Consider the following 26,764-nt stretch of genomic DNA (forward strand, 5'->3'; position numbering starts at 1 on the left):
GTTCAATCCCAGTATGGTTGCCCTCTCGCCAGTCGCCAGGAATCACCTGCAATGCTGTTTGTCGTCATGCTCGGGGGCAAGCATCCACGGGCCAAAATCGAGGTGCACGATGTAGTGTTCGCAGTGGCAGATACTTTGCAGGCCACCTACGCGCAACTACGCGAAGCCTGGTTCGGCAGCTCCAAGGGCGTGCACATCGACTCATGGATGGCGGTGGATGGCGTCGACGGCTGGAAGATCGAACTCAGCCCACTGGCGCCCCACGGCGACGCCCGTCACCTGTACTTCATCAACCTCGGCGGCTATGAGGCCAATCGTTTTGGAGAAGATCACCACTATCTCCTGGTGGTCGCCCGTGACAAACGCGAAGCGATGAGCATGGGCAAACGGCAGATGTTGCGCCATTGGTCCCAGGCCCACACCGACGCGGTCCTGGATATCGACGATTGCCTGCCCATCGATCTGGTGGACGGGCGTTATGTCCATCTCGTACAAGGCCCGCACGCCCCTGTCGTCCAGCGCAATGACTACATCGTGTTGCCCTGAGCCCTGGAACGCTTTTGGAGTGACTCAAGCAAGTGATGGGAACTTTGCCAGGAAATAACCGACTGAATCCGGTAGGCTCACCGTTTTTTTACTCTAGGAGTTATTCCCCATGGCCAAAGCCACCGCCCGTCACATCCTCGTTGCCACTGAAGACAAGTGCAATGAACTTAAGACCCAGATCGAAGGCGGCGCTGATTTCGCAGAAATCGCCAAAGCCAATTCCAGCTGCCCATCCAGCCGCCAAGGCGGTGACCTGGGTTCGTTCGGCCCAGGCCAGATGGTCAAGGAATTCGACACCGTAGTCTTCAGCGCGCCGGTCAACACCGTGCAAGGTCCAGTGAAAACCCAGTTCGGTTATCACCTGCTGGAAGTCACCAGCCGCCAGGATTGATTCAATCCGCGCTGATGCTATAAACAACGGCCCGCCCTTTGGTGGGCCGTTGTGCATCTGATGACTGGCGATGCCCAGGCCGTTAGCGTACAAATCCTTATTCTTCTTCACCCGGCGTTCAAGGCTGTTATGCGATTGGCTTTTTCATCTCTGCTCTCTTCTACTTTGGCCCTGCTGTTGGCCAGCACTGCGGTGATCGCGGCCCCGCAAACCTACCTGACGGTCTACGGCGAGCCGGCCAAGTACCCGGCCGGTTTCAGCCATTTCGACTATGCCAACCCCAATGCGCCCAAGGGCGGCAGCCTGCGACGCTCGGCGCTGGAGGTCGGGCGGTTCGACCATGTGTTGCCGTATATCGACAAAGGCATCGGCGTGTCCCAGGTCGACGGCTGGGTGTATGCGCCCCTGGCCCTGCGCTCGCTGGATGAGCCCTACACCGTCTACGGCCTGGTGGCAGAAAAGATGGAGCGCGCCGACGACGGCCTGTCGCTGCGCTTTTACCTGAACCCCAAGGCACGTTTTGCCGATGGCACGCCGATTACCGCCGAAGACGTGCGCTACAGCTTTGACTTGCTGATGACCCAGGGCAGCCTGCGCTTTCGCACGTTGTTCGCCGACGTCAAGCACGTCGAAGTCGAAGGTGAGCGCCAGGTGCGCTTCGATTTTTCCAGCAACGAGAACCGCACCCTGCCCCTGGATATCGCCACCTTGCCGGTGTTCCCCGAGCACTGGTGGAAGACCCGCGATTTTGCCAACGGTGGCGGCTACGAAGCCCCGCTGGGCAGCGGCCCGTACAAGGTGAGCAAGATCGATTCCGGCAGCACCATCACCTTTACTCGTGATCCCGACTGGTGGGGCAAGGACTTGCCGGTCAGCCGTGGCCTGTACAACTTCGATCACCTGAGCCTGGAATACTTCGGCGACACCGAGGTGGCGCGCCAGGTGCTGCGCGGCGGCGCCTACGATTTCAATCGTGAGTTTTCCGCCACCGGTTACTCCATCGGCTACAACGGTCCGTCGCTGGACGATGGCCGCCTGCAACGTGCGCATCTGGCCAAGGAGATGCCGCAACCGGCCCAGGGCTATGTGTTCAACGTGCAAAAACCGATATTCAAGGATCGCCGTGTGCGCCAGGCCCTGGCGATGCTGTGGGATTTCGAATGGGCCAATCGGCAGATGATGCGTAACCTGTACATCCGTCAGCAGAGCTACTTCTCCAACAGCCCCTTGGCAGCCACTCAATTGCCGACCCAGGAAGAATTGGCGATCCTCGAACCATTGCGCGGGCAGATCCCCGACGAGGTGTTTACCCAGGTGTTCAAGGCCCCGGTCACCGACGGCAGCGGCATGATCCGCGATAAACAATTGCAAGCCCTGGCCCTGCTGGAAGAGGCCGGCTGGAAACCGCTTGGCGACAAGCTGGTAAATGCCGAAGGCGAGCCGCTGGAGTTCACCTTCCTCAACGTTCAGAACGGCCTTGAGCGCCTGTTGCTGCCTTACAAACGCAACCTGGCGCAGATCGGCATCACCCTCAATATCCGCCGCATCGACTCCGCGCAATACGTCAACCGCCTGATGGCCCGGGACTACGACATGATCGTCACCGGTTTTCCGGTCACCACCTCGCCGGGCATGGAGCTGTACAACTACTTCGGTTCCGCCGCCGCGTTCGATTCGGGCGCCAACAACTACATCGTGCTCAAGGACCCCGCCGTCGATACGCTGATCAATGGTCTGGTCAAGGCCAATACCCAGGCGCAGATGCTCACCTACGCCCATGCCCTGGACCGCGTGCTGCAATGGAATTACCTGTGGATCCCCAACTACTACCCGCCTGGCACCTCCGCCGCGTGGTGGAACCGTTTCGGCCGCCCGGCCATCGAGGCGAAGAACGATGAAGCCCTGGAAACCTGGTGGGAGGTCAGCCCCACCCCGCTGACCAATGAGCAGATGCAAGCCGAGCTGAAAAAACGCGGAGGGGCCCGCTGATGCTTGCCTATACCCTACGACGCCTGCTGCTGATCATCCCGACGTTGGTGATCATCCTGCTGGTGAACTTCGTGATCGTGCAAGCGGCGCCCGGCGGGCCGGTGGAACAGGCCATCGCCCATCTGCAAGGCATTGGCGGCGGTGGTGTCGCCGGCGCATCCGGCGAAGGCATCAGCGGCTCGCGGGCCAGCCGCGGCCTGGACCCGAAGCTGATCAAGGACATCGAAAAACAATACGGCTTCGACAAGTCCGCGCCGGAACGCCTGTGGCTGATGCTCAAGAACTACGCCCAGCTGGATTTCGGCAACAGCTTCTTTCGCGGCGCGACGGTGACCGACCTGATCCTGGAAAAAATGCCGGTCACGATTTCCCTTGGCCTGTGGGCCACCTTGATTACCTACCTGGTGTCGATCCCTTTGGGCATACGCAAGGCCGTGCGCCATGGCAGCAGCTTTGATATGTGGAGCAGCACCGCCATTGTGATCGGTTATGCGATGCCGGCGTTCCTGTTTGCGATGTTCCTGATCGTGGTGTTCGCCGGCGGCACCTCGCTGAACTGGTTCCCGGTGCGCGGGCTGGTCTCGGAAAACTTTGCCGAACTGAGCACAGTGGGCAAGATTGCCGACTATTTCTGGCACCTGGTGCTGCCGGTGACGGCGCTGGTGATCGGTGGATTCGCCACCTTGACCATCCTCACCAAGAACTCGTTCCTCAATGAGATTACCCGGCAGTACGTGGTCACCGCCCGCGCCAAGGGCCTTAGCGAACGCCGGGTGCTGTACGGTCATGTGTTTCGCAACGCCATGTTGCTGGTGATCTCGGGCATTCCCCAGGCATTCATCAGTGTGTTCTTTGCCGGCTCGCTGCTGATCGAGGTGATTTTCTCCCTCGATGGCCTGGGCCGCATGAGCTATGAAGCCGCTGTATCCCGGGACTACCCGGTGGTGTTCGGTTCGCTGTTTATCTTTACGTTGTTCGGGCTCTTGATAAAGCTCATCGGTGACCTCTGCTACACCCTGGTGGATCCGCGTATCGACTTCGCCGCGAGGAACGCCTGATGCTTAACCTGTCTCCCGTAGCCCGTCGGCGTTTCGAGCGGTTCAAGAAAAACCGTCGCGGCTGGTGGTCGCTGTGGTTGTTTATCGGCCTGTTTATCCTGACCCTGGGCGGCGAGTTGATCGCCAACGACAAACCGCTGGTGCTCAGTTTCAAGAACGAGCTGTATTTCCCGGTGTTCAAGCGCTACACCGAGCAACAGTTCGGCGGGCAACTGCCCTTCCAGGCCGACTACCGCAGTGACTACGTGCAAAAGCTGATCAAGCAGGACGGCGGCTGGATGCTGTTCCCGCCGATTCCGTTCAGCGACGACACGCCCAACTACGAATTGACCCGTCCTGCCCCGAGCCCACCGTCGGCGGTAAACTGGCTGGGCACCGATGACCAATCCCGCGATGTGCTGGCGCGGGTGATTTTTGGCGCGCGGGTATCGATCCTGTTTGCCCTGGCCTTGACCGCCATCAGCGCCGCCATCGGCATCGCCGCCGGAGCCTTGCAGGGATACTACGGCGGCTGGGTGGACTTGCTCGGACAGCGCATTCTCGAGGTGTGGTCCGGGCTGCCGGTGCTGTACCTGCTGATTATCCTGTCCGGGTTTGTGGAGCCGAATTTCTGGTGGTTGCTGGGGATCATGGCGCTGTTCTCCTGGCTGACGCTGGTGGATGTGGTGCGTGCCGAGTTCCTGCGCGGGCGCAACTTGGAGTACGTCAAGGCCGCACGCGCCCTTGGCCTGGGCGACGGCAAGATCATTCGCCGGCATATCCTGCCCAATGCCATGACCGCCACCTTGAGCTATTTGCCGTTCATCCTCACCGGGGCGATATCCACCTTGAGCGCCCTGGACTTCCTCGGCTTCGGTATGCCTGCCGGCAGTGCTTCGCTGGGTGAGCTGATCGCCCAGGGCAAGCAAAACCTGCAGGCGCCGTGGCTGGGCCTCACGGCGTTTTTTACCCTGGCGCTGATCCTGTCGCTGCTGGTGTTTATCGGCGAGGCGTTGCGTGACGCCTTCGACCCTCGCTCATGAGTAATTGCCTATGAACCTGATCGAAATCCGCGACCTGTGCGTCGCGTTCAGCGGCCATACCGTGGTGCGCAACCTGAGCCTGGACGTGCGCCCCGGCGAGTGCCTGGCGCTGGTGGGGGAATCGGGCTCGGGCAAGTCGGTGACGGCCCATTCGATCCTGCAACTGTTGCCCGAAGCCGGCACATTGAGCACCGGCTCGGTGAAGTATCGTGGCCAGGAGCTGATGGGCGCGTCGCCGGCCACCCTGCAAAAGCTGCGCGGCAACCGCATTGCGATGATCTTCCAGGAGCCGATGACCTCCTTGAACCCGCTGCACAGCATCGAAAAGCAGATCGGCGAAACCCTGCTGCTGCACAAGGGCATGGGCGGCAAGGCGGCGCAGGCGCGCATCCTCGAACTGTTGGAACTGGTGGGCATCCAGAAGCCCCAGGAACGGCTCAAGGCCTACCCGCACCAGCTGTCCGGTGGCCAGCGCCAGCGGGTGATGATCGCCATGGCCCTGGCCTGCGAGCCGGAGCTGCTGATTGCCGACGAACCCACCACGGCGCTGGACGTGACCGTGCAGCGCAAGATCCTGCTGCTGCTCAAGTCCTTGCAGCAACGCCTGGGCATGTCACTGCTGCTGATCAGCCATGACCTAAACCTGGTGCGCAGCATTGCCCAGCGTGTCTGTGTGATGCGCGCTGGGGAAATTGTCGAGCAAGCCGACTGCCAGACCCTGTTCACGGCCCCGCAGCACCCCTACAGCCGCCTGCTGTTGGACGCCGAGCCCACGGGTGATGCGCTGTGCGGTGATGAGCGCGAAACGGTGCTTCAGGTGGATGACCTGAACGTGAAATTCCCCCTCGGCGGCGGATTGTTTCGGCCCAAGACCTACCTGCATGCGGTGGACGGCATCAGCCTCAGCGTGCAGCGCGGCAAGACCCTGGGGATTGTCGGCGAGTCCGGCTCGGGCAAATCCACCCTGGGCCAGGCGATCCTGCGCTTGCTCGATTCCAGCGGCAGCATCCGCTTCCAGGGCGAGGCCCTCGACCCACTTAACCATCAGCAGATGCGCCCATGGCGCAAGCAGATGCAGGTGGTGTTCCAAGACCCCTATGGCAGCCTCAGCCCACGCATGTCGGTGCAGCAGATCATCAGCGAGGGCCTGGAAGTGCACGCGCCGTGCAGCCTGGCCGAGCGCGACGCGCAAGTCATCCAGGTACTCAAGGACGTGGGTCTCGACCCCGCCAGCCGGCATCGCTACCCCCATGAATTCTCCGGCGGCCAGCGCCAGCGCATCGCCATCGCCCGCGCCCTGGTGCTCAAGCCGGCGCTGATGCTGCTCGACGAACCCACTTCGGCCCTGGACCGTACGGTGCAGAAACAAGTGGTGGCGCTGCTGCGTGAACTGCAGGACAAATACGGCCTGACCTACCTGTTTATCAGCCATGACCTGGCCGTGGTGCGTGCCATGGCCCATGACCTGATCGTGGTCAAGGATGGCAAGGTGGTGGAGCGCGGTGCCAGTCATGAAGTGTTCGAAGCACCGCAGCACCCCTACACCAAAGAACTGCTGGCAGCGGCGCATATTCCCTTGTAGAGGTGAACACAACCCGAGACGCTCCGCGTCGCGCCCTGGCCCTACGCCAAGTGACCCAGAGCGTCACGGTAGGCATTCCCACGCAGAGCGTGGGAACGATCATTAACAGGATTCTGTACCCATGAGCACCAGCCTCAAGGACTACCAGCACGTTCGCGGCTTGGCCATCCAGTCGCTGTTCGAGATCATCGAGCAGTCCAGCGAAGGCACGGTCATCGTCGACCGCGACGCGAATATCGTGTGGATGAACGAGCGTTACGCCAAGCGTTTTGGCCTGCACAGCGCCGATGAGGCCATCGGCCAGCCCTGCGAGCAAGTGATTTCCAACAGCCTGTTGCGCCAGGTGGTGCGCAACGACCGGCCGATCCTGCTGGATATCCAGGACACCCCCAAGGGCCCGTTGGTGGTGATGCGCCTGCCGATCCACGACGATGCCGGGGCGGTCATCGGCGCGATTGGGTTCGCGCTGTTCGATGAGCTGCGCAACCTGTCGCCGCTGATCGAGCGTTACCTGAGCATGCAGCAGGAGCTCGCCTCGACGCGCTCGCTGCTGCGTTCGCGGCAAAGCAAATACAACTTCGCGCACTTTATCGGCACCAGTGCCGCCAGCCTCGAGGTCAAGCGCCGGGCGCGGCGCAGTGCAAGCGCCGAGTCACCGGTGTTGCTGCTGGGGGAAACCGGCACCGGCAAGGAACTGCTCGCCCAGGCCATCCACGGCGCGTCACCGCGGGCGCACAAAGCTTTCGTGAGCATCAACAGCGCGGCGATTCCCCATGACCTGCTCGAGGCCGAGTTCTTCGGCACCGCCCCCGGCGCGTTTACCGGCGCCGACCGCAAGGGCCGCCCCGGCAAGTTCCAGATCGCTCAGGGCGGCACACTGTTCCTCGACGAAATCGGCGACATGCCGCTGCCGCTGCAAAGCAAACTGCTGCGGGTATTGCAGGAAAAGGAATTCGAACCGGTGGGTTCCAACGAGATGCTGCACAGCGATGTGCGGGTGATTGCGGCCACGTCCATGGACCTGGAAGCCGCGATAAAGCGTGGCGAGTTTCGTGCGGATTTGTATTACAGGCTGAACGTGCTGCCAATCCAGGTACCGCCGTTGCGCGAGCGCCTGGAAGATATACCGGCCCTGAGCGAGGCGATCCTCGAAGAGCTGCGCAGCCAGCACGAGCTTGATCGTGATGCCTTGGCGTTGTTGGCCCAGCATGCGTGGCCGGGGAATATCCGCGAACTGCGCAATGTATTGGAGCGGGCGGCATTGTTGAGTGATGACCTGGTATTGAACGCCAGTGAGATTCGCGCAGCGATTGGCACGTTCAGCCCGGTGGACCGTGGCGCGGTGGCGGCGGTCGAGGGTGAAACCTTCGCGGCGGCGCGGGAGCGGTTTGATCGGCAGGTGATTGATACGGCGTTGAGGATGTGCGAAGGCAATGTGGTGGAGGCCGCCAAGCGGTTGGGGCTGGGGCGGTCGACCCTGTACAAGAAAATGGTAGCGTTGGGCCTTACTCATTCTTTAAATTGAGACAATATTCTCAATATAAAGACAATCTAATGTGGGAGGGGGCTTGCTCCCGATAGCAGTGTGTCAGGTTGAATATCTGTACCTGATCCACTGCTATCGGGAGCAAGCCCCCTCCCACATTAGGTAATTGTTTGTCTCCAAATAGAGATAAAATTTCAAAGCACCATTGAAAATCCTGAAAATATTGTTGTTTTTCAATAAGTTAACAACATGGCACACATCTAGCTATAGCCCTTCCCACCGCTTCACCCCACAACAATAACAATCCGATGGAGACACACCATGAGTGTGATCATTGCCCTGGCCGCGCTCGCGCTGCTGATGCTGGCGGCCTACCGTGGCTATAGCGTCATCCTGTTTGCCCCCATCGCCGCCCTCGGCGCGGTGCTGCTCACCGACCCATCAGCCGTCGCCCCTGCCTTTACCGGGGTGTTCATGGAAAAGATGGTCGGTTTTATCAAGCTATATTTCCCGGTGTTCCTGCTCGGTGCGGTATTCGGCAAGCTGATCGAGTTGTCGGGTTTCTCGCGCTCGATCGTGGCGGCTGCGATCCGCTTACTGGGCACCCGCCAGGCGATGCTGGTCATCGTATTGGTCTGCGCCCTGCTCACCTACGGCGGCGTATCGCTGTTTGTGGTGGTGTTTGCGGTGTACCCGTTCGCGGCGGAGATGTTCCGCCAGAGCAATATCCCCAAGCGCCTGATCCCGGCGACCATTGCCCTCGGTGCGTTCTCGTTCACCATGGACGCCCTGCCCGGCACGCCGCAGATCCAGAACATCATCCCCAGCACCTTCTTCAACACCACCGCCTGGGCGGCGCCGTGGCTGGGGCTGATCGGCACGATCTTCGTGTTCTGTGCCGGCATGCTCTACCTGGCGCGCCAGCGCAACAAGGCCCAGCGTGCCGGTGAAGGTTATGGCACCGAGCTGCGCAATGAGCCAGAAACGGCTGAGAACCTCACCTTGCCCAACCCATGGGTCGCGCTGTCGCCGCTGATCCTGGTGGGGGTTATGAACCTGTTGTTTACCCACTGGATCCCGCAGTGGTACGGCAAGACCCACAGCCTCAGCCTGCCGGGCATGAGCACGCCGGTAACCACCGAAATTGCCAAACTCACCGCCATCTGGGCGGTGCAGGCGGCGCTGCTGGTGGGGATTATCGTGGTGCTGGTGTTCGGCTTCTCCGCAATCAAAAGCAAGTTGGCCGAAGGCAGCAAGAGCGCGGTGAGCGGTGCCTTGCTCGCCGCCATGAACACTGCATCGGAATACGGCTTTGGTGCGGTGATCGCTTCGCTGCCGGGCTTTCTGGTACTGGCGGACTGGCTCAAGGGCATCCCCAACCCGCTGGTCAACGAAGCGATTACCGTGACCCTGCTGGCGGGCATCACCGGTTCCGCCTCCGGCGGCATGAGCATCGCCCTGGCGGCAATGTCCGAGAGCTTTATTTCGGCGGCCCACGCGGCCAATATCCCCCTTGAAGTGCTGCACCGGGTCGCGGCCATGGCCAGCGGCGGCATGGACACCCTGCCCCACAACGGCGCGGTGATCACCCTGCTGGCGGTCACCGGGCTGACCCACCGCGAGGCCTACAAGGACATTTTCGGCATCACCGTCATCAAGACCCTCGCGGTGTTCGTGGTGATCGGTACTTTCTACGCCACTGGCATTGTGTGAGGTTTTCATGACGACTTTGAATGGCAAGACCGCCCTGGTCACCGGCTCCACCAGCGGCATCGGCTTAGGCATAGCCCTGAGCCTGGCCAAGGCCGGTGCCAACCTGATCCTCAATGGCTTCGGCGACGCCAGCGCGGTAATCGCCCAGGTGCAGGCGTTTGGCGGCAAGGTCGGTCACCACCCGGCAGACGTCAGCGACCCGGCGCAGATTGCCGACATGTTCGCCTACGCCGAGCGCGAGTTCGGCGGCGTCGACATTCTGGTCAACAACGCCGGCATCCAGCATGTGGCGGCGGTGGAAGACTTTCCAGTGGAACGCTGGGATTCGATCATTGCCATCAACCTGTCCTCGGTGTTCCACAGCACACGCCTGGGCTTGCCGGGCATGAAGGCCAAGGGCTGGGGACGCATCGTCAACATCGCCTCGGTGCACGGCCAGGTCGGCTCAGTGGGCAAGGCCGCGTATGTGGCGGCAAAGCATGGGGTGATTGGCCTGACCAAGGTGGTGGGCTTGGAGACTGCCACCAGCAACGTGACCTGCAACGCCATCTGCCCGGGCTGGGTGCTGACGCCGTTGGTGCAGAAGCAGATTGATGATCGGGTGGCCACGGGGGTCGACCCGCAGCAGGCGCAGCAGGATTTGCTCGCGGAGAAACAGCCGTCGCTGGAGTTCGTCACGCCTTCGCAACTGGGCGAGCTGGTGTTGTTCCTGTGCAGCGAGGCTGGCGCCCAAGTGCGCGGTGCGGCGTGGAATATCGACGGTGGCTGGCTGGCCCAATAACCCCCCCGACACCGGAAATCAAAATGTGGGAGGGGGCTTGCTCCCGATAGCGGTGGTTCAGTTACAGATGTTTGCCTGACACACTGCTATCGGGAGCAAGCCCCCTCCCACATTGGAACGCTATTGTTTTAAAGACCGATACAAGAACAAGAGATTTCGCTATGTCCGACATCCTCTGGCAACCCTCCCCCGAACGCATCGCCAACACGCGGATGGACCAGTTCCGGCGTTTTATCAATGATCGCCACAGCCTGCAGCTCCACGACTACCCTGCCCTGCACCAATGGAGCATCGACCAGCGCCCGGACTTCTGGCAGGCGATTGTCGCGTACTTCGACGTGCAATTTCGCAGCCCACCCACCACGGCCCTGGACGAGGGCGCTGCAATGCCCAGTGCCCAGTGGTTCCCTGGCGCCACCCTGAACTTTGCCGAACACCTGTTACGCCGCCGCGATGATCACCCCGCCGTGGTGGCGATCAGCGAAGACGGCCAGCGCGAACAACTGAGCTATGCCGAACTGGCCGCCCACGTCGCCGGCCTGCAACGCAGCCTGCGGGCGGCAGGTGTGGGCATCGGCGACCGGGTGGCGGCGTGCATGCCCAACACCTGGCAAACCCTGGTCGGCATGCTGGCTACCACCAGCCTTGGTGCAATCTGGTCATGCTCCTCGCCGGACTTCGGCACCCAGGGCGTGATCGACCGATTCGGCCAGATCGAACCCAAGGTGCTGATCACCTGCGCCGGCTACCGCTATGCCGGCAAGGCCATCGACCAGAGCGCCAAGCTCAATGACATCCTCGAACGCCTGCCGTCCCTGCAACAGTTGATCATCGTGCCCTACACCCAGCCTCAGGCGCGGGTCGGGGACTACCGCACCCAAGCCCGGGTCGCGCTGTGGAACGACTTCTACCAAGCCGGTGGCGAGCCTGAATTTGTCGCGGTGCCGTTCGATCACCCGCTGTATATCCTCTATTCCAGCGGCACCACCGGTGTGCCCAAGTGCATCATCCATGGTACCGGCGGCGTGCTGCTCACCCACCTCAAGGAACACGGCCTGCACGCCGACCTCGGCCGCGAAGACTGCCTGTTCTACTACACCACCTGCGGCTGGATGATGTGGAACTGGCTGGTGTCGGTGCTGGCGCTCGGTGCCACCGCGGTGCTGTACGACGGCTCACCGTTTCATCCCGGCCCCGAGCGCTTGATCGACCTGATCGATGCGGAAAAAATCAGTGTGTTCGGCACCAGCCCCAAGTTCCTTGCCACTTTGGAAAAAGCCGGGCTGCAACCGCGCCTGAGCCACGACCTGGGCAGCCTCAAGGGCCTGATTTCCACCGGCTCGCCGCTGTCGCCCCAGAGTTATGACTATGTGTACCGCGAGATCAAGGCCGAGCTGTGCCTGTCGTCGATGTCCGGCGGCACCGATATCGTCTCCTGCTTTGTGATTGGCAATCCGGTACTGCCGGTGCGGCGCGGCGAGATGCAGTGCAAGAGCCTGGCCATGGCCATTGAAGTGTGGGACGACCAGGGCCGACCACTGCTTGGGGAGAAAGGCGAACTGGTGTGCACTCGACACTTTCCCGCCATGCCCATCGGCTTGTGGAACGACCCGCACCAGCAAAAACTGCGCGCCTCTTACTTCAGCCAGTTTCCCGGTGTATGGGCCCAGGGTGACTATGCCGAGCAACGCGCCAATGGCAGCCTGTTGATCCACGGGCGTTCGGACGCTGTGCTCAACCCCGGTGGCGTGCGCATCGGCACCGCCGAGATTTATCGCCAGGTGGAAAAACTCCCCCAGGTGCTGGAAAGCCTCGCCATCGGTCAACGCTGGCAGGACGATGTGCGCGTGGTGCTGTTTGTGCGTCTCGATGACGGAGTGCAACTGGATGAGGCGCTGCAACAGCAGATCCGCCAGGTGATCCGCGCCAACACCACACCGCGCCACGTACCGGCCAAGATCCTCACTGTCACGGATATCCCCCGCACCATCAGCGGCAAGATCGTTGAATTGGCCGTGCGCAACGTGGTGCACGGGGAGCCGGTGAAGAACACCGATGCCCTGGCTAATCCCCAGGCGCTGGACCAGTTTCGCAATCGAGCTGAACTGGATTATTAGATGAAAGGTTTCAGCGCTGACGCAGCGTTTTGAAGAAAAACCCTCAAGGCATGCTATTTTTCGGGGGTAGTCACCCGCTGTTATCCCTTGGGACAATGGGTGTTGTCATTTTTTCAAAGCGTCATGCTCAGGGCTTTTTCATGAATGGAACATCCACCGGTAGCGAAGCCGCTGCATTGATCAAGCGGCTGGACTGGGCGCAAAGCCCCCTCGGTGAGGCCACTGATTGGCCGCAAAGCCTGCGCACCGCCGTCGATATCGTCGTGCATTCGCCGATGCCGATGGTGCTGCTGTGGGGGCCGCAACTCACTCAACTCTACAACGATGCCTTTGCCCTGCTCGTGGGCAACAAGCACCCCGGCGCCCTTGGTCAGCCGGCGCACCATACCTGGCCGGAGCTGGAGAGCTTCGCCGGGCCGGTCTACGACGCGGTCCTCAGCGGCCAGGTGCGCACCTTCAGCGAGCAGCGCTTCGTGGTGCAACGCCAGGGCCGCGACACCGACATCTGGCTCGACCTGACCTACAGCCCGGTGCGCGATGAAAGCGGCCTGGTGGCTGGTATCCTGGTCACCGCCATCGAAACCAACGAGCGGCGCAGCAAAGCCCTCGAACTGCAGCAGCGCTCCGAAGAGAGCCTCAAGGCCCAGCACAGTACCGAGCAGCGCCTGCAACTGGCCCTGGCAGCCACCGATGCGGTGGGCACCTGGGATTGGGATATCGGTGAAGACCGCTTTATCGCCGACGCCCATTTCGCCCACCTGCATGGCGTCGACCCCAATGACGCCGGCCTGCTGCCCATCAGCGCCTACCTGCAAGGCGTGCACCCCGAAGACCGTGGCATGGTGGCGCGCAGCATCAAGCATTGCATCACCTTCGGCACCGAATACGCCGAGGAATACCGCCTGCTGCAAGCCGACGGCCAGGTGCGCTGGGTGTTCGCCCGTGGCCGCTGCTACAAGGACCAACAAGGCCGCCCTGCGCGGTTCCTCGGCGCCGCGCTGGACCTTACCGAGCGCAAGCACACCGAACAGGCCCTGCGCCAAAGCCAGACCGAGCTGCAACTGATCATCAACGCCATGCCGGTGCTGATCGGTTATGTCGACCATGAGCAGCGCTTCCGCTTGAACAACAGCGCCTACCTCGACTGGTACGGCATGACCCCCCAGGAGCTGTACGGCAAGTCCATCCGCGAAGTGCTCGGCGACGAGGTGTATGCCGGGCGTGCAGACAAGATCGAAGCCGCCCTCAACGGCAAGGCATGCAGTTTCATGACCATCACGCCCCATCGCGACGGCCGCCCGCGCCACGCGCTGATGAAGTACCTGCCACGTTTCAGCAACGACGGCTCGGTCAATGGTTTCTACATCTTTGTGATCGATGAGACCGAACGCAAGCTCACCGAAGAAGCGCTGCGCCATCTCAACGAAAACCTCGAAGAACGCGTGGCCCAGCGTACCCAGGCCCTGGCCGAAGCCAACCAGCGCCTGCAAAACGAGATGTTCGAGCGCGAGCGCGCCGAAGATGCCTTGCGTCATGCGCAAAAGATGGAAGCGGTGGGCCAGCTCACTGGCGGCATCGCCCATGACTTCAACAATATGCTCACCGGCATCATCGGCAGCCTCGACCTGATGCAACGCTACATCGCCGCCGGACGCAGCGACGATATCGGCCGCTTTGCCGACGCCGCCGTCGCCTCCGCCCACCGTGCTGCGGCCCTCACTCATCGCCTGTTGGCGTTCTCGCGGCGCCAGTCGCTGGACCGGCGCCCCACCGACCCCAACCAGTTGGTGGCGTCCCTGGAAGACCTGTTCCGGCGCACCAAGGGCGCGCATATCACACTCAATGTGCAATTGGGCAAGGACATCTGGCCGGTGAACACCGACGCCAGCCAATTGGAAAACGCCCTGCTCAACCTGGTGATCAACGCCCGCGATGCGATGCCCGATGGCGGCGAGTTGCTGATCGAAACCGCCAACAGCTATTTGGACGGCACCGATATCACCACCCTGGAGCCGGTCAAGGCCGGCGACTATGTGATGCTCGGCGTGAGCGACAATGGCAGCGGCATGGCGCCGAAAATCCTCGCCAAAGCCTTCGATCCATTTTTCACCACCAAGCCCATCGGCCAAGGCACCGGCCTGGGATTGTCGATGATCTATGGCTTTGCCCAGCAGTCTGGAGGCCACGTCACCATCCAGAGCGAACCGGGCCAGGGCACCTGCGTGCGCCTGTATCTGCCGCGCTTGTATGGCACCGCGCTGGAAAGCCACCTGCCCGCCAGCCTGGCCGAAGCCCCCGTGGCCCAGGCCGGTGAAGCCGTGGTGGTGGTCGAGGACGACCCGGCGGTGCGCATGCTGGTGGTCAACGTGCTCAACGAGCTGGGCTACACCGCCCACCAGGCGGCGGATGCCCGCGCGGCGCTGCCGCTGCTGGAGTCGGATCTGCGCGTCGACCTGCTGGTGACCGACGTTGGTCTGCCGGGCATGAACGGTCGGCAACTGGCGGAAATCGCCCGCCAGCATCGCCCGGGCCTGCGGGTGTTGTTCATGACCGGTTATGCCGAGAAAGCCGCCGAACGCCAAGGCTTCCTGGAAGACGGCATGGACATGGTGTCCAAGCCGTTTTCCATCGACCTGCTGGCCACCAAAATCCGCAGCATGCTCGGCGTCGAGGCATGAGTTCAGGCATAATCGCGCGCCGTCGCACTGCTGATAGAGACCAATGAAAGCCCAAGCCCGTCATATCCTGGTGAAAACCAGCGAAGAAGCCGAACAACTCAAGCAGCGCATTGCCAAGGGCGAAGCCTTTGATGTGCTGGCCAAAAAGTACTCCACCTGTCCGTCGGGCAAACGCGGCGGTGACCTCGGTGAAGTGCGGCCCGGGCAGATGGTGGGGGCGATTGATGCGGTAATCTTCAAGAAGCCGGTGAAGGTGGTGCATGGGCCGATCAAGAGCAAGTTCGGGTATCACCTGGTGCAGGTGTTTTACCGGGACTGATGGGCCTGGCTTTACACCGCCATCGGGAGCAAGCCCCCTCCCACAGTTGAGCCTATTCCAACTGAAGGAATGCAGTCTAATGTGGGAGGGGGCTTGCTCCCGATCCGCCCCAGGCGGCCATTCACCTCGGTATCAAAGCCCCCGACACCTGAATCACCCGACTCGCCAACCGATGCCCCGCCAAGGCAGCCTCTTGCGGCGACTCACCTTTGAGCCGCCCCGCCAGATACGCCGCACTGAACGAATCCCCCGCAGCCGTGGTATCCACCACCGTCTCCACTTTAAGTGCAGGCACTGTAAAGCGCTCCCCCGCACAACGAATCAGACAGGCATCCGCCCCACGCTTGAGCACCACTTCTGCAATCGATGGATACGCCGCAAACACCTGCTCGCTGTCTTGATAGGCAAACAAGGCGCGCTCGTCGTCCTCGGTCAACAAGGCGATATCCACTTCGGCCAGCACCTTGCGATAAGCTCCACGGGCCGCTGCCACATCGGCCCACAGCCTTGGCCGGTAATTGTTATCGAACACTACCCTGGCGCCACGACGACGGGTTTGCACCAGGGTTTGCAGCAGGCGTTCGCGCCCCGCTGCTCCCAGCACCGCCAGGGTAATGCCGCTGAAATACACCACGTCATAACCCGGTAACGCCGCCAGTATCGGCTCGGCCGCCGGCGTGGTAAAGCAGTCGCGCACCGCCGCTTCGTTGCGCCAATAGAGAAATTTGCGCTCGCCATTGGCGTCGGTCTGAATGCAGTACAAACCCGGCAGGCGTCCGGGCAGGCGCTGGACCATGCCTAGGCCAAGGCCCTCTTCGTGCCATTGCTCGCACATGGCATCGCTGAAGCTGTCATCGCCCAAGGCCGTGACGTAGTCGACGCTGCCGACCTCGCCCAGTTCGCGGCGCAGGTACACCGCCGTGTTCAGGGTGTCGCCGCCGAAGCTCTGATGCAGGCTGCCGTCGGCGCGGTGTTGCAGTTCGATCATGCATTCGCCGATGAGGGCGATGCGCGGTTGGTTGGTCATGGCTGCTGTCTCGGTGGGGCTGATGGCCTCATCGGGGGCAAGCCCCCTCCCACCTTCGAATGTGTGCACAGTTCAAATGTGGGAGGGGGCTTGCCCCCGATAGGAGCGACTCGGTCTAGAAGCAGGTATGCAGGGACTCGACCACCTGCAACTGCTCATCCACCAGGCACCCCACCTGCCACTTGTCAAAGGTCAGGCAAGGATGGGACGTACCAAACGAAATGATGTCGCCAATACGCAATTCAACCCCCGGCGCCACGCTCATGAACGCATGCTGGTCCATCACCGCCGTGACCTTGCAGGCACTCACATCATCGCCTTGGGCCGGCACGATCCCGGCCCTGTAGCGCTTGAGCGGCACCGGCAAACCGGCGTCATAAGCCACGTCGCGCTTGCCCAGGGCAACCACCGCAAAGCCCGGCTCCGGCAGCGACTGCACGTGCGCCCAGACTTCCATTGCCGGGCGCAGGCCCTCGTTGAGGTCGCTGCGGCGTTCAAGTACGCAGCACTGCGCCTCCTTATAGATGCCATGGTCGTGGGCCACGTAACTGCCGGGGCGCAACACACTGAGGAAACGCCCGGCGGCATTCTGCGCTTCGAACGACTCGGCGATCAGGTCGTACCAGGCCGAGCCCGAAGCCGTGATGATCGGCTTGGGCAGGTCGAACAGGCCGTTGTCTTGCAAGTCCACCGCCAGGCGCACCAGGCTGGCGGCGAAGTCACGAATGCCGCTGATGGCATGTTCACCGTGGATCACCCCTTCGTAGCCTTCGATACCGGTCAGGGCCAGCGCGGGCTGGGCCTTGATTGCCTTGGCCAGCTCACGCACCTCCTGCTCGCTGCGGCAACCGCAACGGCCCCCGACCACGCCGTATTCGATCATCACGTTCAGGCGCAGGCCACGGGCGGCGAAGAACAAGCCCAGGTCGGCGACGCTATCCGGGTGATCGACCATGCAATGGAAGTCGAAATCCTTGTCGGCCAGCAGCTCGGCGATCAACGCCATGTTCGGCGCGCCCACCAACTGGTTGGCCATCAACACGCGACGCACGCCACCCGCATAGGCAGCGCGGGTCTGCACGGCGCTGGCCAGGGTGATGCCCCAGGCGCCGGCGCTGAGCTGGCGCTGGAACAGCGCGGGCATCATGCTGGTCTTGCCGTGGGGCGCCAGTTCGGCACCGCTGCGGCTGACAAAGTCCTGCATCCAGCGAATATTGTGTTCCAGGGCGTCGCGGTGCAGTACCAGGGCAGGCAGGCTGACGTCGCGGACCAAGTGGGCACCGATAACGGCGGCGCCTTTTTCAACGGCATTGAGGGCAGACATGGAAAACTCCTAATCGTTGATACGCCGGGCCAGGCTGTTGGCGCTGTCGATCAGCACCCGGCGATAGTCGTGGTAATTTTTGCTGGCATCGGCCCGCGGAGCAACGATGCACAAAGTCGCGATGCTGACGCCCTGGGCGTCCCGCACCGGAGCGGCAAAGCAATGGGTAAAGGTGTCGGCCACACTGTCGAAGGAAAAAAATCCATCGAGGGTGGCCTGGCGGATCTGCGCCAGGAAGATGTGTAACGGCAGGCGCTGGCCGTCCGGCAGGATGAAATCGTCGGGGTCGATCAGGTCGATGATCTGCTGGTCGCTCAAATGCCCGAGCAGCAGGCGCCCGGAGGCGGTCCATGGGATCGGTGCGTTTTCACCGATATCCGAAGAAATCCTGAAATGCCGCTGGCCCTCGCGCATCAAGGCTACCGTGTATTTGCGCCCATTGAGCAGGCACATCTGCGCGGTTTCGTGGGTCTGGCTGACGATGTCCTGCAAGGCGTGGTCGGCCTCGCGGGTCAGGTCGAAGTGGCGCAGGTGCGCCTGGCCGAGGAAATACAACTGGCGGCCCAGATACACGTGACCGTCCTTGCCTACGGTTTCCAGGATGCGCCGCTCCAGCAGGGAAGCGACCAGCTCGTAGACCGTGGACTTGGGGCTGCCAATGCCGCTGGCAATGTCATTCGGGCGCAGGGGCTGGCCGATCTCCTTGAGAAAATCGAGGATATCGAACGCACGGTCCAGGCCTTTGGCGCGGCGCTTGATGGTGTCTTCGTTCATAGCAGTGATGGATCCGGTCAAAGTTCCAGGATTTGGCAGAGATTCCCTGTGGGAGGGGGCTTGCTCCCGATAGCGGTGTGTCAGTCAACAAATCTGTCACTGAACCACCGCTATCGGGAGCAAGCCCCCTCCCACACTGGATTTGCTGTGGGCTAAGGATCCGGGCACTTCAGCCCTTTTTCTTGTAGGCCACGCAATCGATCTCGACCTTGCAATCGACCATCATATTGGCCTGCACGCAGGCGCGCGCCGGGGCGTGTTCCGGGGTGAAGTATTCACCGAAGACTTTGTTGAAACTCCAGAAGTCCCGTGGGTCTTCCAGCCACACACCCACGCGCACCACATCCTTGAGTTCGTAACCGGCTTCTTCGAGGATCGCCACCACGTTGCGCATGGTCTGCCGGGTCTGCTCGATGATGCCGCCGCTGATGATTTCGCCGTCCACGGCGGGCACCTGGCCTGACACATACAGCCAGCCATCGGCCTCCACCGCACGGGCGAAGGGACGTGGCTGGCCGCCACCTGCAGTGCTGCCGGTACCGTAACGAGTAATGCTCATGCAAGTTGCTCCTTGTTAAAAACGAATGTTCTTGAGAAATTCCGCCAGTCGCGGCGACTGCGGTCGTTCGAAGATGTCTTTGGCGGTGCCCTGCTCTTCAATGCGGCCCTGGTTCATGAAGACGATCTGGTCCGAGACTTCATAGGCAAAGCGCATTTCGTGGGTGACCAGCAACATGGTCATGCCCTCTTCCGCCAGCCCCTTGATCACACTGAGCACTTCGCCCACCAGCTCCGGGTCGAGGGCCGAGGTGACTTCGTCGAACAGCATCAGGCTAGGGTTCATGGCAATCGCCCGAGCAATCGCCACGCGCTGTTGCTGACCACCGGACAATTGGCCCGGGAAGTGATTACGGCGCTCCAGCAGGCCGACGCGGTCCAGCCATTTCTCGGCCAGCGCCACGGCTTCATCCTTGCCCATCTTCTTGACCTTGAGCAAGCCGAGGGTAACGTTTTGCAGCGCAGTCAGATGCGGGAACAGGTTGAATTGCTGGAACGCCATGCCGGTCATTGCGCGGTGCTGGGCAATCACCCGCTCCGGATGGCGCACGCGCTTGCCGCCGACCTCGCGGTAGCCGATGGACTCGCCATCCAGGGTGATCTGCCCGCCCTGGAACTCTTCCAGCAAGTTGACGCAGCGCAGCAAGGTGGTCTTGCCCGAGCCGCTGGAGCCGATCAAGGTCACCACATTGCCGCGCTGCATGGACAGGTCCACGCCCTTGAGCACTTCCACCTCGCCGTATTGTTTACGCAGGCCGCGAATAGCCAGCAGCGGTTGGTTGGTTTGAGCTTGGTTCATGGCAAGGCCACCCGCTTTTCAATGTAGCGCCCGAATAATTCAATGGCGTAGTTGATGACAAAGAACAGAAACCCGGCGAACAGGTAGAACTCCAGGGTCATGAAGGTGCGTGCGATCACCTGCTGGGTACTGAGCAGCAATTCAGCCACGCCGATCACCGACAGCAAGGTCGAGGCCTTGACGATTTCCGTGGAGGAATTGACCCAGGTCGGCAGGATCTGCCGAAGCGCCTGGGGCAACAGCACGTAGCCCAGGGACTGGTAAAACGTCAGGCCAATCGCCTTGCCGGCTTCCAGCTGCCCCCGGGGAATGGCTTGCAGCGCGCCACGCACGATTTCCGACACATGGGAGCCACAGAACAACGTGAGCCCAACCGCACCGGCCTGGAATGCGCTGATCTGCCAACCCAGGGCCGGCAGCATGTAGAAACACGCCAGCACCAGCACAAACACCGGTGTGCCCCGGATCAAATCGACGTACAGGCGAAACGGCGCGCGCATCCAGAACTTGCCGTAGGTCAGGATCAACCCGGCGACGATGCCGATCAGGGTACCGAAGATAATCGCCAGGGCCGACACGTACACGCTGGCCTGGAAACCGGCCCAGAGCGTATCGCGGGCGACCCATAATTCATGCAGCCAACTGGGGGATTCGTACATGAAACCCTCCTTAACGACGGATCGCCAGGCGCTGTTCCAGGTAACGGAGCAGCATGGCAATGAGGTAACAGGCAGCCACATAGAGCGCGGTCGTGACCAGCCAGGTTTCAATCACCCGGTAGCTTTCGACGTTGATCTTGCGGGCGTAATAGGTCAGCTCCGGCACCGCAATCGCCGCGGCCAGGGAGGTGTCCTTGAACAGCGAGATAAAGTTGTTCGACAACGCCGGCAACACATTGCGCAGCATCACCGGCACGGTGATATAGGCGCGGATCCGCCACTCGCCAAGTCCGATGGCCAACCCGGCTTCGCGCAGGCCCTTGGGAATATTCAGCAGCCCGGCGCGGAACACTTCGGTCAGGTAGGCACCGGCATACAGCGACAGGGTGATGATGAACGAGGGGATCTTGTCCAGGCGGATCCCCAGGGACGGCAAGGCAAAGTAGATCAACAGAATCAGCACCAGGATCGGCGTATTGCGCACCACCGTCACGTACACCGAGGCCAGGATGCGCAACGCGCGGTGCCGGGACAGCATGGCAAACGCCATCAGCAGGCCGATCACGCAGCCGATGGCAATCGACAGCAACGCCAGCTGCAGGCCCAGGCCGAGCCCCGCCAGCAAGGTGTCGAAATCACGCCAGACGGCGGCAAAATTCAACTGATAGTTCATGGTCAGCAGTACCTGAGTGGGGCGTGTTCAGGCACGCCCCTATTGTTGCGGATCACTTGAATTCCACGGGAAAACCAATCGCCGGTTCTGGCAGGTCCACGCCAAACCACTGCTTGAACGAAGCTTTGTAGGTGGGGAATTCCACACCGGTCATGGCTTCGTGCAGCGCGGTGTTGACGAAGTTCAGCCAGTCCTGGTCGCCGCGCTTGACCGCGCACGCATAGGTTTGCGGGCTCCAGGCGTACGCAGGGCTGCGGTAGCGGCCTGGGTTCTGCACCATCAGGTACTTGACCGAAGACTGGTCGGTGGCGGCGGCATCGGCGCGACCGGAGTTCACGGCCTGGTACATCAGGTCGACACTGTCGTATTGGTCGACCTTGGCCTTGGGCAGCGCCTGGTGCACCAGCTCTTCGGCATACACGTTTTGCAGCACAGCCACGGTGACGTCATCGCCCGCTGCCTGCAGATCTTCGATTTCCTTGTACTTGCTGTTGTTCGGCAGCAACAGGCCGACACCTTCGCGGTAATACGGCAGGGTGAAGGCCACCTGCTGCGCACGACTGGCGGTGACGGTGATGAACTGGCAGCTCATATCAACCTTGTCGGTGAGCAGGTTGGGAATGCGTGCGTCGGACGACTGCACCACAAACTCGACCTTGCTCGGGTCATTGAACAAACCCTTGGCCACCATGCGGCCGATGTCGATATCGAACCCCTGCAACTTGCCATCCGCTCCCTGGAAGTGCCACGGCGCATTGGTACTGCCTGTACCCACGATTAGGTGCCCGCGCTTGAGCACGTCATCGAGCTTGCTGTCCGCCGCCTGCACAACACTGGCGAGGGACGCCGAGACGGCGAAGAGAAGAGCACACGCTTTGAACACGGAAGGTCGGTGATGCATGACAAGCACTCCAAGGGTTGTATATTCCGCTATACCGGAACTAAGTATGTAACAACGGAATAGACAGCAGAAAGTGTGCCATAGGCGCTGGAGAAAAACTATTTGGGGCAGAAATGCCTTATGGGTCAGCGCGATAGCGCTCGAACAGGTAGACAGTGAGACGCCATCAGCGCAGTGGACTTGCTACGCAAGGCCCCACACCGGTGTTACTGCGCACCGATACTGAGCGTCTGGGCTGACCTGTGAAAGTTGACAGTAGACGTGGGCAATCCACGGGCATAGCGTCAGCAAAAACCGCCACGGCTTTAAGGGAGATTGTCATGGGAATTGCCACGCGAAAAATTTCCAGCGCGACGGAATTTCAGTGGGTTCTGAACACACCGCGCCCCGTGTTCCTTCTTTTCGTTTCAGAGCACTGCCCCGCCTGCGCGAGCGCAGGGCTCCTCTTTGAACTGGCCGCCTGGAGGCATCCATGGATAGTCTGCCTGGCGCTCGATTGCGCACACACGCCGAGGCACCCCGACGTGACAGGCACCCCGACGCTGCTGATCTACTTGAATGGGGCCCTGGTAGAAAAATTCAAAGGCTTTGGCCCCACGGAAGAACAAGAGCAGTGCGTGAAAGACATATTCAGCCGTTATGACCTAAGCAAGGGCGTAAGCGCACTTGCGTCACTCGACGCTCCTCCACTTCAACCACCGTCAAACGCCAGCCCTCATGCTCCAGGCTATCGCCCACCACCGGCAGACGGTCGAGCAGGCTCATCACCAAACCCGCCAAGGTTTGATAATCCTCGGTCGCCGCAGCCTTGAAGCCGGTGCGCTGACGAATCTGGTTCAGGTTCAAGGCCCCATTGGCACGGAAGCCATCACCCTCCTCGATAATGTCCGGCCCCTCGATTTCACTGGCGTCGGGCAGTTCACCGGCGATGGATTCGAGGATGTCGGTCATGCTCAACACACCCATGAAATCCCCGAACTCGTTGATCACGAAGGCGATGTGAGTGGATTCCTGACGCATCTGTTCCAGGGCATTGAGGATCGAGAAGCTCTCCAGCAGATTGATCGCCCGGCGCGCCAGGTGTTCCAGGTTCGGCTCGTTACCAGCCAGGTATTCCTTGAGCAGCTCCTTCTTGTGCACAAAGCCCAGGGGTTCATCCACCGCGCCATTGCGGATCAACGGCAGGCGCGAGTAGGACGAATGCATCAACTTCAGGCGGATAGTCTCGGGATCGTCCGCCAGGTCGATGCAGTCAACCTTGGCCCGAGGCGTCATCAAGGAGCGAATCGGCCGCTCGGCCAGTTGCAGCACACCGCTGATCATCACCCGCTCACGTCGATCAAACAGCGGCCCCTGGTTGGCATCCGGCTCGCCCAGCATGTCGGCAACCTCTTCGCCCACTTCTTCCACCGCCAGGCTGCGACCACCGAGCAGACGCATCACCGCATGGGCCGTACGCTCACGCACCGGCAGCACACCTTGTGCCGATTTCTTGCGACGCGAGCGGGCGATCTGGTTGAACACCTCGATCAAAATCGAGAAGCCAATGGCCGCGTACAGGTAGCCCTTTGGAATATGGAAGCCCAAGCCTTCGGCGGTCAGGGCGAAACCGATCATCATCAAGAAGCCCAGGCACAGCATGATGACCGTGGGGTGGGCGTTGACGAAACGGGTCAGCGGCTTGCTCGCCACGATCATCAAACCAATGGACACGATCACCGCGATCATCATCACCGCCAGCTCGTCAACCATGCCCACGGCGGTAATCACCGCGTCGAGGGAGAACACCGCATCCAGCACCACGATCTGCGCGACGATCGGCCAGAACATGGCGTAGGCCACACTGCCCTTGTGCTGGGCCACATGGCCTTCCAGGCGCTCATGCAATTCCATGGTGGCCTTGAACAACAGGAACACACCACCAAACAACATGATCAGGTCGCGACCGGAGAAGCTCTTGTCGAACACCTCGAACAGCGGCTGCGTGAGGGTCACCAACCAGGAAATACTCGCCAACAGACCCAGGCGCATCAGCAAGGCCAGGGACAAACCGATCAACCGCGCACGGTCACGCTGTTCCGGCGGCAATTTGTCCGCCAGGATCGCGATAAACACCAGGTTGTCGATACCCAGCACCAGTTCCAGCACAATCAAGGTCGCAAGGCCGAGCCAGGCTGTTGGATCCGCTAACCATTCCATTTATAAATTCTCTGTCTTTAAAGTGTTCAGAACGCCGGGCACGGCAAAGTGCGGTCATACGACCGGGACAAGGTTAGTTGACGGAATACGGGGTGCTTCAGCGGGAACAGCAACAGCGGTTGTCTTGGGGAAAGACGACTGGGAGGCTCCGAGAGGGTGTTCATGCAAGTCCTGAAATGACAAAAGGACTTGAATCCTACAGCCCAAACACAAAACTCCCACAGGGCAAAACTATTACAAAACCTGTCTCCCAAACTCATGCAAAACCAATGTGGGAGGGGGCTTGCTCCCGATGGCGGTGTGTCAGTCAATATACAAGCTGGCTGACACACCGCTATCGGGAGCAAGCCCCCTCCCACACAAGCCCCCATTCCACATTTGGAACGGTGTGGGATCAGGACTTTCGGGTAGCATCATCCAGCGCCAGGATGGTGTGGGCATTGGTCACCGTCGTCGCCAGCGTATTGATCACCCCCGAGCGCAACGCCCCCAACGTCGCCGCCGCCTTGGTGTTTTCACTGGCAATCGCCACCACATCCGGGATACGGAACAGCTCCTGCACGGTCAACCCGATCACCCGGCCCTGAATGGCGTTGACCGCCGGCTGGCCGTGAATGTCGATGAAGTCATAGCCCATCATGTCCCCCACGGTGCCGGATAACCGCGCCTGGGCGATCTCCTGGGGCGAGAACCAGCCCATGCGCACCATGTTGCTGTTCTCACTCATGTCGCCGATGCCGATCAGGGCAATGTCGGCTCGCCGTGCACGGTCGAGGGTGGAGCGCACCGTGTCGTTATTGATCAGCACGCCACGCAGTTCCGGGTTGGCCACCAGCGCCGGGGCATACAGGCTTTCGCTCTCGCCGCCAAAGCGCAGGGCCAGGCGCCGGCAGATATGGTCGGGGTTCATGTACTCCCCGGCCTTGAGCGAACCGCCAATGGCACACACAAAGGTGCAGTTGCGCGTCACCGGCAGAAAGACGTTGTCGGCCACCGCGCCGACGTTACGGCCCATGCCGACGGCGACGATCATGCCGTCACCGAGGGTCTTGTTCAGGTAGTTGGCCACCAGGCTGGCGACCGCCGAGCGCTGGGTGTCAGGGTCGCTGTGGTCGACCGCGATCAAGGCACGGTCAAGCTTGAAGCGCTCCACCAGCGCCCTCTCCAGCTCATTATTCATCGCCGGGTGCTGCAATACGCGCACCTCGACAATGCCTTCATCCCGCGCCCGCTTGAGCAGACGACTGACTTTTGCCCGCGACAGGTCGAAGCGCTTGGCGATGGCCTCCTGAGTGACGTTCTCAAGGTAATAGAGCATCGCCACTTCGGTCATCTGATCGATATCACTGGCCATGCGCTGGGTACTGTCACTCATGGGGACGGGCTTCCGTTTCGGCGTCAAAGGCGCATTCTCCCGACTCTTGCCCCGTGCCGTCCACTACTGATGCCCATCGCGCTCAATCGCATTGATGCGTTCGACCTTGGCCCCCGAACGCGCCACCTCGAACTCCGAGGCCAGGAACGCAGTGACGATGCTCTTGGCCAGTTCTGCGCCGATCACCCGCGCACCGATGGACAGGATCTGCGCATCGTTGCTCTTGCGTGCCCGCTCCGCCGAATAGGTGTCATGGGCCTGGGCCGCACGAATACCCATGACCTTATTGGCCGAAATGGCCATGCCGATCCCGGTGCCGCACACCAGCACACCCAGGCGCTGCTGCCCGGCGTTGATGGCATTGGCCACGGCCAGGGCGATGTCCGGGTAAAGCACCGGCGCGGTGGAGTGAGTGCCGAAGTCGGTCACCGGGTAACCCAGCGCTTCGATATGGCGCCTCAACATCTCTTTAAGCTCAAAACCCGCTTCATCACATCCGATAGCCACCGGGAAAGGTGTGTTCATAGCGTCTGGCTCCGCTGCCGAGATCCTGATTAAGACTGATCATATGATCACTCAATGAAATTTCGCTCAGTCATTTCGCAGGCGTTTCACCCTTCCTGTCAAGCTTGATTTAACTGACCTCCCAGTCAATGCGGCTTTAGAAGCCGATATGGCGGCTAGAGATGAGAATCATCGCTTTTAAATGAAAGAGATTGACTGATCAGAATTTCATTTGATACACATATGATCACAGCGAAACATGACTGTGCGACCTAATAAGAATTCACAG

General features: G+C 61.2%; 23 protein-coding genes and 1 pseudogene. 13 read left to right on the plus strand and 11 right to left on the minus strand.

Annotation, left to right across the window (positions count from 1 at the left end; all coding sequences use genetic code 11):
• The first annotated feature begins 51 nt into the window (after window positions 1–51).
• The 12 genes from QYQ93_RS16635 to QYQ93_RS16690 all read left to right on the plus strand — a co-directional run bounded on the left by QYQ93_RS16635 (window position 52) and on the right by QYQ93_RS16690 (window position 15,682).
• A complete protein-coding gene (locus QYQ93_RS16635; protein WP_338475078.1) occupies window positions 52–546 on the plus strand; it encodes a DUF1543 domain-containing protein in 495 nt (164 codons plus the stop codon).
• 109 nt (window positions 547–655) lie between these two features.
• A complete protein-coding gene (locus tag QYQ93_RS16640; RefSeq protein WP_043050507.1) occupies window positions 656–937 on the plus strand; it encodes a peptidylprolyl isomerase in 282 nt (93 codons plus the stop codon).
• A 129-nt stretch (window positions 938–1,066) separates the two neighbouring features.
• Window positions 1,067–2,926, plus strand: a complete 1,860-nt coding sequence (locus QYQ93_RS16645) for an extracellular solute-binding protein (protein WP_338477269.1) — start codon at window positions 1,067–1,069, stop codon at window positions 2,924–2,926.
• Window positions 2,926–3,984 (plus strand): microcin C ABC transporter permease YejB, encoded by a 1,059-nt coding sequence (locus QYQ93_RS16650; RefSeq protein WP_043050505.1) that lies wholly within the window; start codon window positions 2,926–2,928, stop codon window positions 3,982–3,984. The genes QYQ93_RS16645 and QYQ93_RS16650 overlap by 1 nt, the downstream gene beginning before the upstream one ends.
• Window positions 3,984–5,006 (plus strand): ABC transporter permease, encoded by a 1,023-nt coding sequence (locus QYQ93_RS16655; protein ID WP_338475079.1) that lies wholly within the window; start codon window positions 3,984–3,986, stop codon window positions 5,004–5,006. The genes QYQ93_RS16650 and QYQ93_RS16655 overlap by 1 nt, the downstream gene beginning before the upstream one ends.
• 10 nt (window positions 5,007–5,016) lie before the next feature.
• The gene (locus QYQ93_RS16660; protein WP_043050503.1) at window positions 5,017–6,588 is read left to right on the plus strand and encodes an ABC transporter ATP-binding protein; all 1,572 of its coding nucleotides are present in this window, start codon (window positions 5,017–5,019) and stop codon (window positions 6,586–6,588) included.
• A gap of 121 nt (window positions 6,589–6,709) precedes the next feature.
• Window positions 6,710–8,113: a sigma-54 interaction domain-containing protein gene (locus QYQ93_RS16665; protein ID WP_338475080.1), complete on the plus strand. Its 1,404-nt coding sequence runs from the start codon at window positions 6,710–6,712 to the stop codon at window positions 8,111–8,113.
• A 282-nt stretch (window positions 8,114–8,395) separates the two neighbouring features.
• Complete coding sequence (locus QYQ93_RS16670) at window positions 8,396–9,787, plus strand: GntP family permease (RefSeq protein WP_043050501.1); 1,392 nt, start codon at window positions 8,396–8,398, stop codon at window positions 9,785–9,787.
• A gap of 7 nt (window positions 9,788–9,794) precedes the next feature.
• Window positions 9,795–10,568, plus strand: a complete 774-nt coding sequence (locus tag QYQ93_RS16675) for a 3-hydroxybutyrate dehydrogenase (protein ID WP_043050500.1) — start codon at window positions 9,795–9,797, stop codon at window positions 10,566–10,568.
• 161 nt (window positions 10,569–10,729) lie between these two features.
• Window positions 10,730–12,685 (plus strand): acetoacetate--CoA ligase, encoded by a 1,956-nt coding sequence (locus QYQ93_RS16680; protein WP_043050499.1) that lies wholly within the window; start codon window positions 10,730–10,732, stop codon window positions 12,683–12,685.
• A gap of 140 nt (window positions 12,686–12,825) precedes the next feature.
• Window positions 12,826–15,363, plus strand: a complete 2,538-nt coding sequence (locus QYQ93_RS16685) for a PAS domain-containing hybrid sensor histidine kinase/response regulator (protein ID WP_338475081.1) — start codon at window positions 12,826–12,828, stop codon at window positions 15,361–15,363.
• Window positions 15,364–15,406: 43 nt separating this feature from the next.
• Window positions 15,407–15,682, plus strand: coding sequence for a peptidylprolyl isomerase (locus tag QYQ93_RS16690; RefSeq protein WP_003174397.1), 276 nt, complete (start codon window positions 15,407–15,409; stop codon window positions 15,680–15,682).
• A gap of 121 nt (window positions 15,683–15,803) precedes the next feature.
• Here the strand turns inward: QYQ93_RS16690 and QYQ93_RS16695 are convergent, their stop codons facing one another.
• The 8 genes from QYQ93_RS16695 to QYQ93_RS16730 all read right to left on the minus strand — a co-directional run bounded on the left by QYQ93_RS16695 (window position 15,804) and on the right by QYQ93_RS16730 (window position 22,397).
• Window positions 15,804–16,709 (minus strand): sugar kinase, encoded by a 906-nt coding sequence (locus tag QYQ93_RS16695; RefSeq protein ID WP_338475082.1) that lies wholly within the window; start codon window positions 16,707–16,709, stop codon window positions 15,804–15,806.
• A 115-nt stretch (window positions 16,710–16,824) separates the two neighbouring features.
• Window positions 16,825–18,033, minus strand: a complete 1,209-nt coding sequence (locus QYQ93_RS16700; protein ID WP_338475083.1) for an amino acid deaminase — start codon at window positions 18,031–18,033, stop codon at window positions 16,825–16,827.
• Window positions 18,034–18,042: 9 nt separating this feature from the next.
• Complete coding sequence (locus tag QYQ93_RS16705; RefSeq protein ID WP_338475084.1) at window positions 18,043–18,807, minus strand: IclR family transcriptional regulator; 765 nt, start codon at window positions 18,805–18,807, stop codon at window positions 18,043–18,045.
• A gap of 169 nt (window positions 18,808–18,976) precedes the next feature.
• Entirely contained in the window at window positions 18,977–19,366 is a 390-nt protein-coding gene (locus QYQ93_RS16710; protein WP_034119946.1) for a RidA family protein, read from the minus strand.
• Window positions 19,367–19,381: 15 nt separating this feature from the next.
• On the minus strand, window positions 19,382–20,164 hold the full coding sequence (locus tag QYQ93_RS16715) for an amino acid ABC transporter ATP-binding protein (protein ID WP_056846219.1): 783 nt from the start codon (window positions 20,162–20,164) through the stop codon (window positions 19,382–19,384).
• Window positions 20,161–20,823: an amino acid ABC transporter permease gene (locus QYQ93_RS16720; protein WP_153871789.1), complete on the minus strand. Its 663-nt coding sequence runs from the start codon at window positions 20,821–20,823 to the stop codon at window positions 20,161–20,163. Before QYQ93_RS16720 ends, QYQ93_RS16715 begins: the two co-directional genes overlap by 4 nt.
• A 10-nt stretch (window positions 20,824–20,833) precedes the next feature.
• The gene (locus QYQ93_RS16725; protein ID WP_043051429.1) at window positions 20,834–21,496 is read right to left on the minus strand and encodes an amino acid ABC transporter permease; all 663 of its coding nucleotides are present in this window, start codon (window positions 21,494–21,496) and stop codon (window positions 20,834–20,836) included.
• A 52-nt stretch (window positions 21,497–21,548) separates the two neighbouring features.
• Window positions 21,549–22,397: a transporter substrate-binding domain-containing protein gene (locus QYQ93_RS16730; RefSeq protein WP_043051430.1), complete on the minus strand. Its 849-nt coding sequence runs from the start codon at window positions 22,395–22,397 to the stop codon at window positions 21,549–21,551.
• Between the two features lie 320 nt (window positions 22,398–22,717).
• Between QYQ93_RS16730 and QYQ93_RS16735 the strand changes: the two are divergent.
• A pseudogene (locus tag QYQ93_RS16735) lies at window positions 22,718–22,999 on the plus strand (thioredoxin family protein); the annotation flags it as partial.
• A 28-nt stretch (window positions 23,000–23,027) separates the two neighbouring features.
• Here the strand turns inward: QYQ93_RS16735 and QYQ93_RS16740 are convergent.
• The 3 genes from QYQ93_RS16740 to rpiB form a co-directional block, all read right to left on the minus strand.
• Window positions 23,028–24,596, minus strand: coding sequence for a TerC family protein (locus QYQ93_RS16740; RefSeq protein WP_043051431.1), 1,569 nt, complete (start codon window positions 24,594–24,596; stop codon window positions 23,028–23,030).
• Between the two features lie 394 nt (window positions 24,597–24,990).
• A complete protein-coding gene (locus QYQ93_RS16745; protein ID WP_005788844.1) occupies window positions 24,991–25,971 on the minus strand; it encodes a sugar-binding transcriptional regulator in 981 nt (326 codons plus the stop codon).
• A gap of 63 nt (window positions 25,972–26,034) precedes the next feature.
• Window positions 26,035–26,496, minus strand: coding sequence for a ribose 5-phosphate isomerase B (gene rpiB, locus QYQ93_RS16750; RefSeq protein ID WP_338475085.1), 462 nt, complete (start codon window positions 26,494–26,496; stop codon window positions 26,035–26,037).
• Between the last annotated feature and the right edge of the window lie 268 nt (window positions 26,497–26,764).

Source organism: Pseudomonas khavaziana (assembly GCF_036704165.1).
In the GTDB taxonomy this organism is placed as follows: domain Bacteria; phylum Pseudomonadota; class Gammaproteobacteria; order Pseudomonadales; family Pseudomonadaceae; genus Aquipseudomonas; species Aquipseudomonas khavaziana.